11 protein-coding genes and 1 other annotated feature are annotated in these 14,966 nt (G+C 38.4%); all 11 genes read left to right on the top strand.

The window, feature by feature from the left end; all coding sequences use genetic code 11:
• Positions 1-18 precede the first annotated feature (18 nt).
• The 11 genes from NV349_RS16240 to NV349_RS16185 all read left to right on the top strand — a co-directional run bounded on the left by NV349_RS16240 (position 19) and on the right by NV349_RS16185 (position 14,727).
• Positions 19-2,940: a vWA domain-containing protein gene (locus NV349_RS16240; RefSeq protein WP_271910607.1), complete on the top strand. Its 2,922-nt coding sequence runs from the start codon at positions 19-21 to the stop codon at positions 2,938-2,940.
• Positions 2,941-3,138: 198 nt separating this feature from the next.
• Positions 3,139-4,503 carry a glutamyl-tRNA reductase gene (gene hemA, locus NV349_RS16235; RefSeq protein ID WP_271910605.1) on the top strand — a complete coding sequence of 455 codons (1,365 nt, stop codon included), beginning with the start codon at positions 3,139-3,141 and terminating at the stop codon, positions 4,501-4,503.
• A gap of 181 nt (positions 4,504-4,684) precedes the next feature.
• Complete coding sequence (locus tag NV349_RS16230; RefSeq protein ID WP_036123979.1) at positions 4,685-5,512, top strand: cytochrome C assembly family protein; 828 nt, start codon at positions 4,685-4,687, stop codon at positions 5,510-5,512.
• A gap of 18 nt (positions 5,513-5,530) precedes the next feature.
• Positions 5,531-6,463 (top strand): hydroxymethylbilane synthase, encoded by a 933-nt coding sequence (gene hemC, locus NV349_RS16225; protein ID WP_058844882.1) that lies wholly within the window; start codon positions 5,531-5,533, stop codon positions 6,461-6,463.
• On the top strand, positions 6,453-7,214 hold the full coding sequence (locus NV349_RS16220; RefSeq protein WP_271910604.1) for a uroporphyrinogen-III synthase: 762 nt from the start codon (positions 6,453-6,455) through the stop codon (positions 7,212-7,214). Before hemC ends, NV349_RS16220 begins: the two co-directional genes overlap by 11 nt.
• On the top strand, positions 7,211-8,191 hold the full coding sequence (gene hemB / locus NV349_RS16215) for a porphobilinogen synthase (RefSeq protein WP_036123992.1): 981 nt from the start codon (positions 7,211-7,213) through the stop codon (positions 8,189-8,191). Before NV349_RS16220 ends, hemB begins: the two co-directional genes overlap by 4 nt.
• On the top strand, positions 8,192-9,484 hold the full coding sequence (gene hemL, locus NV349_RS16210) for a glutamate-1-semialdehyde 2,1-aminomutase (RefSeq protein WP_058844884.1): 1,293 nt from the start codon (positions 8,192-8,194) through the stop codon (positions 9,482-9,484).
• Positions 9,485-9,791: 307 nt separating this feature from the next.
• The gene (locus tag NV349_RS16205) at positions 9,792-10,238 is read left to right on the top strand and encodes an SRPBCC family protein (RefSeq protein ID WP_036124000.1); all 447 of its coding nucleotides are present in this window, start codon (positions 9,792-9,794) and stop codon (positions 10,236-10,238) included.
• Positions 10,239-10,319: 81 nt separating this feature from the next.
• Positions 10,320-11,084 (top strand): valyl-tRNA synthetase, encoded by a 765-nt coding sequence (locus NV349_RS16200; RefSeq protein ID WP_271910601.1) that lies wholly within the window; start codon positions 10,320-10,322, stop codon positions 11,082-11,084.
• Between the two features lie 272 nt (positions 11,085-11,356).
• Positions 11,357-11,615 (top strand) — a binding site (T-box leader).
• Positions 11,616-11,696: 81 nt separating this feature from the next.
• On the top strand, positions 11,697-14,342 hold the full coding sequence (locus NV349_RS16190) for a valine--tRNA ligase (RefSeq protein WP_036124012.1): 2,646 nt from the start codon (positions 11,697-11,699) through the stop codon (positions 14,340-14,342).
• A 226-nt stretch (positions 14,343-14,568) separates the two neighbouring features.
• The gene (locus tag NV349_RS16185) at positions 14,569-14,727 is read left to right on the top strand and encodes a hypothetical protein (protein ID WP_230593861.1); all 159 of its coding nucleotides are present in this window, start codon (positions 14,569-14,571) and stop codon (positions 14,725-14,727) included.
• Positions 14,728-14,966: the final 239 nt, after the last annotated feature.

Genomic DNA, 14,966 nt, shown 5'->3' with positions numbered 1-14,966 from the left:
GGAAAGGACTGAACAAAAATGACCTATGTAAAAAAAGCACTGCTCACTACGCTTTGCTTCATGCTAATACTGATGACAGCAACGCCTGTCGTCACGCAAGCAGCTCCAACAATTAAAGATGTTCCTACAAATAGCAATAATTATAAGGCTATTTCTTGGGCAGTTGACAATGACCTAATGTCTTTGAACAATGCCAATAACTTTTTACCATATGAACAAGTAACGGAACGAGAGCTTATCTTGATGTTTGCTAAGCTGGATCGTAACTATGCATTATCATATATTGATAGTGTTGCTTATAATTTCTATAGTGATTTTTATTTACCGTTTAATGGTACAAATGTGAATGCTAATCGAACAAAAGCCGTTACACGTGGCCAATTTGCTCGAATTTATGCTGCCTTTAAAGGCTTAGATTTAGATGAACCACAGGCTGTACAATATTTATATTCAAATGAACTATCTACAAGTAGTTCAGGCAAAAAAACATTTGCTAGTTTTAATCCTTCTACTAAACTAACACGTGGTGATGTTGCAACCTTTTTATATAGAGCTGTTCAAAATGGCAATTTTGCTGTACAAGGATTAAAACGTAGTGCAGCAGGTCGTGATAATGACAGTATCACTTTACCGCCTGGTTTCATGGGCTCCAACAGTTCTGATTTTGAAGTACCAAAGGATAATTCCAATGATTTTACTGGTCCTAGCAATGTTAATAATGCATTGCAAAGCATTGTGGTGGAAAAGCCAGATTTAATTGCGAACGATGTAGATTCTACACTTGTGACCGTATCGCTAAAGGCTTGTAATGGTGACCCGATTGCGGATGATAAATCGTATACGTTCAAAGTTACGTCATCTTACGGCACAATCGTTGATACATCTGGAGAAGCAGTTAAAACTGTCCAATCTGACGGCTCGACTGTATCAGCTATCGTTATCGCACCATCGTTAACTAAATCAGTACGTGATACTATCTCTTTTGAGCTAGTGAATAATACAGATCCAGCTATGAAATGTCTTGTTGGGGAGAAGCTAAATGCAGAAGTTCGTTACGCACCACAGCCAGAATTACGTATTGATTATCAAGTATATGATCCTGCAAATTCAGATGATGATAATGGCAATGTGACACCTCCATATATCCCTTATGAAAAATTGCCAGAGTTCTTCACACAAAACTTAATTGATGTGTATGATCCAATTCCTTTTGCGTATGATGGGGATAAAAAGCTATTTAGTATTGGGCAGCAAACAAATGTAACAGATGCTTTGGGGAATGTACAAAATGTCTATTTGCGTTATGGTGGATCTGACCCTAGATATCCAGCATTAGGGTATGAACATGCAATATTACAATTTGAAAACTATGATATTTCCGTTTTCTTATTTGAAGAACTAATAAAAGGTCGTTTGCTTGACTCTGTGACTACACCTGCTAAAACTGAAATCATGTATATGATTTCGGAAGACGGTCGTCCAATTTATCGCGTTCAAGGGATTGATGATGATATTGCATCACAGGTTGAAAATATTAATCCGGTCGGCGCCATTATTCAACTTATGAAAGAAATGCCAGATGAAAAAAATCTAACATTAGAGCACTATGATAGTGTGATGAAAATTTATGCTATCTTCACTAACTTAAGTAACTATGACCGTACGGTGTTATTAAAATATCAAGGCGGGAAATTACTTGGGCAAGTAGAGGCCTACAAAAAACGTGTAGATGCATTGAAAGAAAGTGCCGATGCAGCCTCAAGACCATCTGGGAAAGATCGATATACAAAAGTTATGGTGACTTTAGTTCGCCCTGGTGGAGAGCCTGTGACGGATTATCAAGGAACCGTTAAAATTAAGTATGATGGCGTGGAAAAAACAGCTTCATTCATTACGAATACTTCAGATCCATTAAATAATACAGGTAGCCCAGGCACGGCCGTAGCCTACTTTGACTCAGTTATTTATGGAAAATCAAAAGTGGAGGCAACACTCGTTAATCCAATAGATCCTCGCTATGCAACAATTTTAAGGGGTTTAAAAGATAAAACAGTAACGAAAGATATTTTTACTAATCCATACTTTAGTAAAAATTCATGTTCGTTAGCAACAGAGATTGCCTATGTAGTCGACTATTCTTCTTCTATGAAGGCAGTTGATCCAACGAATTATCGTGGTAAAAAAATGATTGAGCTGATCAATCAATTGAAAGCAAAAAATAATATCGTCATCGAAACGAATACAAAAGCAACGGTTCTTGGTGAAGGGACGACAGATGCTGTGCTGAAGAAAGATCTTTACAAAGCATCCAAAGAGAAGGGTGCGACAGATATTTTTGCTGGTATTGATATCGCACTAACAAAATTCTCAAATGATACAAAAACAGCCAAAGCGATTGTCGTAGTATCTGACGGTAAAACAAGTAAAACCAAAATGACGAAGGTTATTAATGAGGCGAAAAAGCAAGGCGTTAAAGTGTACACTGTAAGTATGGGCAAAAAATCACAAGTAAATGATGCCACATTAATGCAATTGTCTACAGAAACTGGCGGAGCATATTTCCATGCGATTGATAATCTAAAATTGCATCAAGTGTTCCAGAAGTTAATTGATACTATTTTATGTAAAACACCTGCTTCAAGCTGTATCAACCCGGAAGATTTATTTGAAGAAACAAGCGTTTCGCTACGAAAAGGCTATCTTACAATGAGCGCTCGAGTTGATGGTAATTGTCAAAACGTTGATAAGATGAATGTACGCTACAATTCGATTAGTGGAGATGTCCAATTTGAATTACAAAAGCGTAGTGATCATGTTTATATGTTAACGAAAACTGTACAAACGATGCAGGACTTTAAAGTCAATAATGAAATCCAGTTTGTGGCATATGATAAAGATGGCAATATAATCGCGTTACAAACAGTTACAATTACAAATTAATAAGCAAACTGCCCCCAAACAGTGGGGGCAGTTTTTTAATTTGAAACAAGACGTATAATTTGTTACACTTAGTTTATAATAATTCTAATGTAGATGACGAATTGCAGTTCTTCATGACATGTTCACAAATTAGTGATGAACTATTGTCGAACTGTGCTATAATGAGATTTGTGAATTAGAACGTGTGAGGTGTTATTCATGCATACCATCGTAGTAGGCTTGAATTATAAATCAGCGCCTGTTGAAATACGTGAGAAGTTATCATTCATTGAGAGTGAACTACCACAAGCAATGGAAGCGCTGCAAAAGCAAAAAAGTATTTTAGAAAACGTTATTGTTTCGACTTGTAACCGTACAGAAATATATGCTGTTGTGGATCAATTGCATACTGGACGTCATTTTGTGAAACAATTTTTAGCCAAATGGTTTGATTTGCCTGTGGAGACATTTTCTTCGTATTTAACGATTCGTGAAGAAGATGAGGCAATCGAACATTTATTTAAAGTGACAGCTGGAATTGATTCAATGGTTCTTGGTGAAACGCAAATTTTAGGGCAGGTAAAAAAAAGCTTTTTAAGTGGACAAGAGATTGGTACAACAGGTACGGTTTATAATCAGCTATTTAAACAAGCGGTAACATTTGCAAAACGTGCACATAATGAAACAGCGATTGGTGAGAATGCAGTATCTGTTTCCTATGCAGCCGTTGAATTAGCTAAGAAAATTTTTGGCTCTTTACAACGTAAGCATGTAGCTATTTTAGGTGCAGGAAAAATGGGGGAACTTGCTATTGAGAATCTTTACGGTAGTGGTGTAGGAAAAGTTACTGTCATCAACCGTACATTTGAAAAAGCAGAAACTTTAGCAGCTAAATTCCACGGAGAAGCCAAGTCAATGAAGGAATTGCAATGTTCTCTCTTAGAGGCGGATATTTTAATCACTTCAACAGGTGCAACAGATTTTGTTATTGATTATGAGCTGATGCAATTTGTGGAACGTTTACGTAAAGGAAAACCTTTGTTTATGGTTGATATTGCTGTTCCTCGTGACATTGATCCACGAGTAGGCGACTTACCAAATGTTTTCTTATATGATATTGATGATTTACAAGGTATTGTTGAAGCGAATTTAGCAGAGCGTGAACGTGCTGCTGCTGATATTACAGATATGATTGGCAAAGAAGTTGACCAATTTAAAGATTGGGTAGCAACGCTTGGTGTAGTACCAGTCATCTCAGCGTTACGTAAAAAAGCTAATCGTATTCAAGAAGAGACGATGATTAGTATCGAAAATAAAATGCCAAATTTAACGGATCGTGAACGTAAAATTTTAAGCAAACATACAAAATCTATTATCAATCAATTGTTAAAAGAGCCAATTTTACAAGCTAAAGAATTGGCAAATGAACCAAAAGCAAATGAACAGTTACGTTTATTCCAACAAATTTTTGGTATAGAAGAGGCTGTTGAAGTTGAAGTTCAGGAGATGACAAAGCAAGATCTTGAGCGTAAAGAACGCTCAAAGGCATCTCAAACTTCTGCTGAGCCAAAGTACTCTTTCTAAAATATCCAATGTGTACGCGTAGCCAAAATGGTTGTACGTAAGTACTTCGCGCAATTGGATTCTCTACTGATATTACAAGAGGCGTTTTCGTATCTGTATGGTAAACTAAGGATACGAAAACGTTTTTTTGTTTTCTGAGAGATACTAGCTTGACCATTTTACTACAAAGAAGGGATGTCTATTGGCTGATTTGACCATGACGAGACTATATGAAGTGATGATCGTCTTGTATGCGATCAGTCTAGTTTTTTACTTTACTGATTATTTTTATAAGCAAGTACGAGCAAGACGCATTGCTTTTTGGCTTGTTTCATTTGTATGGGTGATTCAAAGTGCCATTATTATTTTAACATTTGTGGAAACAAAGCGTTTTCCGATTCTATCCTTGTCCGAGGGAATTTTATTTTATTCCTGGTTACTTGTGACGTTATCGATTATCCTTCACTGTATTGCGAAGGTGGACTTACCGGTGTTTATTATTAATATACTAGGATTTTTATTCGCTAGTATCTTTACATTTATGCCTAAACGCCCTACAGGAGCCGTCGGAGAGACATTAATTTCGGAAATGCTTTTTATTCATATATCATTTGCGATACTGTCATATGCAGCGTTCACTTTAACATTCGTGTTTGCCATTTTGTATCTCGTTCTATATCGTTTACTGAAAAAGAAAAAGTGGACACATTTATGGACAAGATTACCATCCCTACAGCAAACGAGTAGCTGGATGAATATTTCATTTTTTATTGGGATTCCGATGTTATTTATAAGTTTAATATTAGGGTTTGAATGGGCACTATTAACATTAGAGAGTCTTTCGATTTTCGATTCGAAAATCATAGGGTCCTTCATTATTTTAATTTTGTATTGCTTTATCCTATATGTGAATCGCAAAAGCAAGCTGACAGGAACAACTTATGCATGGGTACATATTTATGCCTATCTATTAGTTGTTGTGAACTTCTTCCTAGGAAGTAGTTTATCGCGATTCCATTTATGGTATTAGAAGAAAGGTTGGAGACTGTTGAGAAAAATTATTGTAGGTTCTAGGAGAAGTAAGCTAGCGCTAACTCAAACAAATTGGTTCATTAATGAATTAAAAGCGGCTGGTGCCCCATTCGAATTTGAAGTAAAAGAGATCGTAACAAAAGGGGATCAAATTTTAGATGTGCAGCTTTCAAAAGTAGGGGGAAAAGGATTGTTTGTGAAAGAAATTGAGCAAGCCCTCTACGATAAAGAAATTGATTTTGCTGTCCATTCTATGAAAGATATGCCTGCTGTGTTGCCAGAAGGGTTAGTGATTGGTTGCATTCCTCCACGTGAAGATGCACGTGATGCCTTTATTTCGAAAGGTCATGTTAAATTTGCAGAACTTCCTGCGGGAGCTGTAGTTGGGACAAGTTCATTACGTCGCAGTGCACAGCTATTAACAGTACGCCCAGATATCGAGATTAAATGGATTCGAGGAAATGTTGATACACGTTTAGCTAAGTTGGAGACAGAGGAATATGATGCAATTATTCTAGCAGCCGCTGGTTTGAAACGTCTTGGCTGGAGTGATGATGTAGTCACAGAGTTTTTACCTGTAGAACATTGTCTGCCAGCAGTAGCGCAAGGCTCTCTTGGTATTGAATGTCGTGGAGATGATGCGGAGCTATTAGCTGAGTTAGGAAAATTAACGGATCCATCCACTTGGCAAGAGGCACATGCGGAACGTGCCTTTTTGGCAGCAATGGATGGTGGCTGTCAGGTACCAATCGCTGGGTATGCCACTTCAAATGGGGGCGAAATGACATTAACTGGCCTTGTCGCAGCTCCAGATGCTTCTGTTTTGTATAAGGAAACAGTAGTAGGAACAGACGCACAAAAAATTGGGGAAGAGCTGGCTGCTATTTTAACAGAACAGGGCGCTTTCGAACTGATTCAACGTGTAAAGGCAGAGCAAGATGCCAAGTAATTTACCTCTAAAAGGTAAAACGATCCTTTTAACGGGGACATCTAAGACAACAGCCATTGTCGACAATATAACAGCTTTAGGTGGCCATGCCATCATTGCCCCATTAATTGAAACATGCGAACGATTAGACAATCATGATGCTGAACGATTGAATTGTGCGAATCAATTTGATTGGCTTATTTTTACGAGTCAAAATGCTGTCGATGCTTTTGCTCGTAAAATGCTGCGGCATCATTTGAATGCCGATCACTTCCAAGGGAAAATTGCTTCCATTGGAACAAAAACAACGACAGCATTAGAAAAGCTAGGATTTCAAGTGAGCTTTATGCCTTCTGTATTTAGTGCTGATATTTTCGTCCAAGAATTTCCGAGTGTAGCAGGTAATCTTCCGAGATGTTTGTTTATTCGTGGAGAGAAGGCGAAAAGTACGCTGAAGGATGGACTGCCCTTTGAAGTAAAAGAGTGGACTGTTTATGAAACGAGGGAACGACATGATCAAACCTCAGTTATTCTCAAATGCATCGAGCAACATCAAGATGTCACGGTCATTTTTGCTAGTCCATCAGCTGTTGATGTGTATGCAAGGGATGTAGCATCACATGTTGGCTGGCGAGCAACTCGTATTGCAGCCATTGGTCATATTACGGAAGCGGCTCTTGAACAATATGGTGCTACTGTGGAGATTATGCCAAGTGTATATACCATGCAAGCAGTTATCGAAGAAATTATGAAAGTAGGGGACAAATCATGACAAAACTACAATTTCAAAGACATCGTCGTTTGCGTGCTAATGCAACGATGAGATCAATGGTAAAAGAAACATACTTACATAAAGAGGACCTGATCTATCCTATTTTTGTAATTGAAGGCGAAAATATTAAAAATGAAGTACATTCAATGCCTGGCGTTTTTCAATTTTCATTGGATAAACTAGAAGCTGAAATTGATGAGGTTGTAGCATTAGGAATTCCTGCGGTTATTTTATTTGGTTTACCAGCTGAAAAAGATGCTGTTGGAACAGGTGCGTTCCATGATCATGGCATTGTTCAAGAAGCGACACGACTTATTAAAGCACGTCATCCTGAGCTATTAGTCATTGCCGATACATGCTTATGTGAATTTACAGACCATGGACATTGTGGCTTAATTGAAGGCGATCAGATTTTAAATGACCCTTCATTAGATGTGTTAGCCCGTACAGCTGTGTCACAAGCAAAAGCTGGTGCAGATATTATTGCTCCATCTAATATGATGGATGGCTTTGTTACAGCAATCCGTGCTGGTCTAGATGAAGCAGGATTCGAGCATATTCCAATCATGTCGTATGCAGTCAAATATGCATCTAGCTACTATGGTCCGTTCCGTGACGCTGCAGATGGTGCACCGCAATTTGGTGATCGGAAGTCCTACCAAATGGATCCATCGAACCGTTTAGAGGCTTTCCGTGAGGCAGAGTCAGATATCGAAGAAGGCGCAGATTTCTTAATTGTAAAACCTGCCCTTAGCTATTTAGATATTATTCGAGATATGAAAAATAACTATCCATTACCGCTTGTTGCGTATAATGTTTCAGGTGAATATGCAATGATTAAAGCGGCTGCTATGAATGGTTGGATTGAAGAGAAAAAAGTTGTGCTTGAAACATTATTAGGTATGAAACGTGCAGGCTCTGATTTAATCATTACGTATCATGCAAAAGATGCTGCACGTTGGTTGGAGGAGAAATAAATGACACGTTCTTACGAAAAATCAAAGCAAGCTTATGCTGAAGCTGTTCAATTAATGCCAGGTGGCGTTAGTAGCCCAGTACGTGCATTCAAATCAGTAAATATGGATCCGATTTTCATGGAATCTGGCCACGGTGCTATTATTAAAGATATTGATGGCAACGAATATATTGATTATGTATTATCTTGGGGGCCACTGATTTTAGGCCATACTCATCCAGAGGTAGTGAAAGCAATTGCTGACACAGCAGCAAAAGGCTCTTCCTTTGGTGCGCCAAGCTATACAGAAAATCGTTTAGCTCAATTAGTTTTAGATCGTCTGCCAGGTATGGAAATGATTCGCTTTGTTTCTTCAGGAACAGAGGCTACTATGTCTGCCTTACGTGTAGCTCGTGGTGTTACTGGACGTGATAAGATTTTAAAATTTGAAGGCTCTTATCATGGTCATGGTGATTCCTTATTGATTAAGGCTGGCTCTGGTGTAGCCACATTAGGCTTACCTGACAGCCCTGGTGTACCGGCAGATATCGCTCGAAATACGTTAACAGTTGCCTACAACGATTTAGAAGGGGCAAAAACGGTGTTCGAGAAATTTGGTGCAGAGCTAGCAGCAGTCATTGTGGAGCCAGTTGCAGGGAATATGGGGGTTGTACCACCACAGCCAGGTTTCTTAGAAGGTCTACGTGCCCTTACAACGGAGCACGGTGCAATATTAATCTTTGATGAGGTTATGACAGGTTTCCGTGTAGATTATGGCTGTGCACAAGGCTATTTTGATGTCACGCCTGATATAACTACTTTAGGAAAAGTAATCGGTGGTGGTCTGCCAGTAGGAGCGTTTGCTGGGAAAAAAGAGATTATGGAGCAAGTAGCACCAGCTGGCCCTATTTATCAAGCAGGTACACTATCTGGGAATCCATTAGCGATGACAGCCGGCTACGAAACGTTATCACGCTTAGACCATAGTACGTATGATTACTTTAAAAAATTAGGTGATCTGCTGGAAGCAGGTTTCCGTGAAGCCGCAACAAAATACAATATTCCGCACACAGTTAATCGTGCTGGTTCTATGATTGGTTTCTTCTTTACGAATGAAGATGTTATTGATTTTGCTTCTGCTAAATCATCTGATTTACAATTATTCGCTGAATACTTCCGCCTGATGGCAGAGGAAGGGATTTTCCTACCACCTTCTCAGTTTGAGGGATTATTTATTTCCACAGCACATACGGAAGAACATATTGCTAAAACAGTGGATGCCTTCCATAAAGTATTTGCACAATTAGCAAGATAACAAAGTTTAGGGCATGCTAGAAACAAATCTAGCGTGCCTTTTTTAGCTTAATTCAGCTTAAAGTGAAGCGACAGAGGCAGAAAACCGCAAGCGCTTACGATTAATGGTTTTCTATGATGGAAGTCATTCTAGTACTTGAGCAATGAATGAGCAAAAGAGAAAGTATAGCATATATTAACTAGCAAATAAGAACTTCTATACTGGATGAAGGACCTGTTTTTGTTAAAATTATATCTTTCAGCATGGCCAAATTGTGGGCGATATCGTTTATAATATAGCTATTCATAATAGAAAGTAGTGAATTAATATGGCAACTGGCACACACATGGTCGAAGTACCCGTAGGAATTGATAATGTATGGGAATTCGTCAGTGATATGGAAAAATGGGCAAAGCTTGTCCCAGGTTATAATACACACGAAATGATTGATGACAAACATTCAACATGGACTTTTAAAGGCAATGTTGGCGTTTTGAAAAAAACGGTACAAGTAGAAATTACAATTTTAGAATGGGTAGCACCATCAAAAGTTACATTCGAATTAAAGGGTCTTTCTGATAATTTCACTGGAAATGGCTATTTCCTTGCAGAAAGCATTGATGCTGAAAACACAAAAATGACAGGTTTTTTAGAAGTCGTTGCTGGCGGCTTAGCTGGCCCTGTGTTAAATCCGATTTTTAAACCGATTGTACCAAAGGCAACACAAATGCTAACAGATCGTGTAGCTAATAAAATTAAATTAGTCAATGTTTAAATGATAAGAACATCCATGAAAATGGCATGCTAGAAGTAATATTCTAGCATGCCATTTTTCTAGTAGTATCTATTTATAATTATGTTCAACTTGAAACACACTAGCATACTATCCTTTAAATCGTCATATGATGCAAAGGGAGGGATTATTATCGAACAAAAAACTTGGAATATGCGAGAAACATTTTGTTTTCCTGGATATGGTTGCCCAACAGAATTAGCTGCTGTACAAATTAAACCACAGTGGCAAGCCATGCAGTTAGAGAATTCACTTCGATTAATGGGCATCTACCATATTACGGCACATGTTCGTTTTGATTTTCAAGATATGCAAGCATTTACAGGTGATGATAATTTAATTACAATTGATGCCCTTGATGTCCAAGGAGATACTGGTTATTTTGAGTATGCTGTCCCTTTACATGTGGATTTACCAAAAGAATCGGATGTCAAAGATTTAATGGTCAAAGATATTCGCCCTAGTCTGTCGAATCAGATGTGTCAGCTTGAGTGGACAGTTACAAGTATTTTTAACGAATATGAACCCGTTGTTGAAAATGATACTTTAGACAATCCACACCTAATGGCTCATGCTTTCGATCAAGAAGAAAAAATGGCTGTGATCGAGGAAAGTGTTCAAGTGAAACAACCTACCGCAGTAGCAGCAGCTTCACGCCAAGAGACCTCTACAACAGTTGACCAAAAGATAGTAATGAGAGAATCCTCAAGCCATATTGTTGTACGTGAATCCAGCACTTGGCATGAAGTGCCTTCCATGATTTGGGACCTAACAGAAGAGTATACACCGCTTAAAGTCCGTGTTTCAAATGATGTCTTTCAAAAGTAAATAGCAGAGAAGTAGTAGGAGCAATAAGAAGACTAAATCGCCTGATGTTGGCACAATAATGACACGGATAAACTGAAAAGCACAAATTGGCACAATAATGGTTCTACAATAAAAACGAACTTGTCGTAGCCAAGGAGGTAAAAGCCAAGGGTTATACTTGCGTCGACGCATTGAATTGTCACTTCCTTTTCTATTTACTTTACTCTTACTAAAAGATGACTAAATCACTTGAAAAATGACACGATTCTGCGGTACAATAAGGAAAATCAAATACAGATGCTATGATAGGGAAGAGTAAATTATGTCTACATTTTCAGAGAGGAAACGGTAGCTGAGAAGTTTCTATTTGTACTTAATTGAAGGTAGCCCTTGAGCAGCTTTAGTGAACTAACAGTAGTTAAAGCCGGTTAAACACCGTTACCGAATTAAGAGCCAGTAGGGAAGGCTGAGAAAATGTGTCATTTAGCATTGATCTTAACCGCTGCTGGAATTAAAGGTGGTACCGCGAATTAAAACTCCTTCGTCCTTTTAGACGAGAGGAGTTTTTTTATTGGGTAAAAAAATGAACAGCATTTCTTTACCAATAGTCTTCAAACAATAGGAGGAGTCAAGATGACAGAAAACATTTCAATGCCAACTAAATATGACCCACAGTCCATTGAAGCCGGTCGCTATGAATGGTGGTTACAAGGGAAATTTTTCGAGGCACAGCCTGAAAGTGGGAAAAAGCCTTATTCCATCGTTATTCCACCACCGAACGTAACAGGTAAATTACATCTTGGGCATGCTTGGGATACAACATTACAAGATATCCTTACTCGTATGAAACGCATGCAAGGCTATGATGCCCTTTGGTTACCAGGTATGGACCATGCAGGGATCGCAACACAAGCAAAAGTAGAAGCAAAACTGCGTGAGGATAATATTACACGTTATGATTTAGGCCGTGAAAAATTCCTTGAAAAAACATGGGAATGGAAAGAAGAATATGCTGGACATATTCGTGATCAATGGGCAAAGCTTGGCCTTGGTTTAGACTACACACGTGAACGTTTCACACTAGATAAAGGTCTTTCAGATGCAGTTAAAACAGTTTTTGTTGAGTTATATGAAAAAGGTTTAATTTACCGTGGCGAACGTATTATCAACTGGGATCCAGCAGCGAAAACAGCATTATCTGATATTGAGGTAATTTATCAGGATGTGCAAGGTGCATTCTATCATATGAAATATCCTTTAGCGGATGGCTCAGGATATGTAGAAGTTGCTACAACACGTCCTGAAACAATGCTCGGTGACTCTGGGGTAGCTGTTCACCCGAACGATGAGCGCTATCAGCATTTAATTGGTAAAACAGTTATTTTACCGATTGTAGGTCGTGAAATTCCGATTGTAGCTGATGACTATGTTGATAAGGAATTTGGTACTGGAGTTGTAAAAATGACACCAGCCCATGATCCGAACGACTTTGAAGTTGGAAATCGTCACAACCTAGAGCGCATTCTTGTGATGAATGAAGACGGTACAATGAATGATCTTGCTGGCAAATATAAAGGGATGGATCGTTTTGAATGCCGTAAGCAAATTGTTGCTGATTTACAAGAAGCAGGCGTGCTGATTCGTATTGAAGAGCATATGCATTCAGTAGGTCACTCTGAACGTTCTGGTGCTGTTGTTGAGCCATACCTTTCAGCACAATGGTTCGTTAAAATGCAACCACTTGCTGACACTTCCCTCGAGCTTCAAAAAGATGAAGAAGGGAAAGTAAACTTTGTCCCAGCTCGTTTTGAAAACACATATTCTCGTTGGATGGAGAATATCCGTGATTGGTGTATTTCTCGTCAATTATGGTGGGGCCATCAAATCCCAGCTTGGTATCATAATGAAACAGGCGAAGTTTACGTAGGAAAAGAAGCCCCAACTGATTCCGAAAATTGGACGCAAGATGAAGATGTACTCGATACTTGGTTCTCTTCTGCGCTCTGGCCGTTTTCTACAATGGGCTGGCCAGATGAGGCAAATGAAGAATATAAACGTTATTACCCAACCAGCACATTAGTAACGGGATATGATATTATTTTCTTCTGGGTATCTCGCATGATTTTCCAAGGCCTTGAATTTACAGGTCAACGCCCATTCAAAGATGTGTTAATTCACGGTTTAGTACGTGATGGCGAAGGTCGTAAAATGAGTAAGTCACTTGGTAATGGTGTAGATCCAATGGATGTTATTGAGCAATACGGTGCAGACTCTTTACGCTATTTCCTAGCGACTGGTTCATCACCTGGTCAAGATTTACGCTATACAACTGAAAAAGTAGAGGCAGTATGGAATTTTGCCAATAAGATTTGGAATGCATCACGTTTCGCACTTATGAATATGGACGGTATGACCTATGATGAAATCGACTTAACAGGTGAAAAATCCGTTGCTGACAAATGGATCTTAACACGCTTAAATGAAACGATTGAACGTGTAACTTCTCTTGCAGAACGTTATGAATTTGGAGAAGTTGGTCGTGAATTATACAATTTCATTTGGGATGATTTCTGTTCTTGGTATATTGAAATGGCGAAATTACCACTTTATGGTGAGGATGAAGTAGCTAAAAAGACTACTCGTTCTATTTTAGCTTACGTACTGGATCAAACAATGCGTTTATTACATCCATTTATGCCATTCATTACAGAAGAAATTTGGCAGCACTTACCACATGAAGGTGAATCGATTACAGTGGCTGCATGGCCAACAGTACGTGCGGATCTTCATTTTGCTGATGAAGCAGATAATATGAAGCTCCTAATGGATATTATACGTTCAGTACGTAATATTCGTGCGGAAGTGAATACACCGATGAGCAAAAAAGTACCGCTATTTATTTCAGCGAAAGATGCAGCAACAGTAGCTGTTCTTGAAGCGAATCAAGGCTATTTAGAAAAATTCTGTAATCCTGATACCCTCACAATTGGTGAAGGTTTAGAGGCACCAGGTCAATCAATGACGGCTGTTGTCACAGGAGCGCAAGTGTTCCTACCACTTGTTGGTCTTATTAACTTAGAGGAAGAAATTGCTCGCCTTGAAAAAGAGTTAGAGAAATGGGCAAAAGAAGTAAAGCTTGTTACTGGTAAGTTATCAAATGAGAAGTTCGTATCGAAAGCACCTGAAGCGTTAGTCAATGCAGAGCGTGAAAAATTAGCAGATTATGAAAGCAAGCATGCTGTTGTGTTAAAACGTTTAGAAGAATTAAAAAATATGTAATGAGGAAGCAATGGATGGCTGTAAAGTCATCCATTGCTTCTTTTTTATATGGAGCAAAAGGTATGTGTGTAATTAGGTTAAAATATAGTGTTATTCGAAATAATAAGTCTAATAGATTAGTGTTATCATTCGTTCAGTAGGATAAAAAACCTGAATGTTTTGGTGAATTGGGATGGCTAGCCCCCTTTTTGTAGAGCCTATTGTATGAAAAGTGGAGGTGTTGAGGTTGACAGGACACATTGCCACAATTATTACGAAAGTCAATAAAGCATGTGATGAATTAGATTTTGTAAGTGCAAGGGTACTGATAGAAACGAATCTTTTGAAATTATTAGAAGCAAAGTATTATCGTTTATTTAATGCCAGTGGACGTGTGCTCTATTAGCAAATAAACCTCAACAGAATTGTATCCAGTTATCACGTACAGATTTATTAACGATTCAAAAAATAAATGAGTATTGCTCGAATTTCGATATTTAAATGTTAAAAACCCCTTTGAATGAGTACAACGTCCAAATATTCTCCCGCTATTGACAATATGGGGGTTCTATTAGATGCTCACCAAGTACATTAATTGAAAAAATAAAACTAACACGCAGTCGCTAGCAGCGTGTTTTTTCGAGT

Origin of the sequence: Lysinibacillus sp. OF-1 (assembly GCF_028356935.1) — a bacterium.
GTDB lineage: Bacteria > Bacillota > Bacilli > Bacillales_A > Planococcaceae > Lysinibacillus > Lysinibacillus fusiformis_D.
This window is presented reverse-complemented; position numbering and strand designations above follow the sequence as displayed.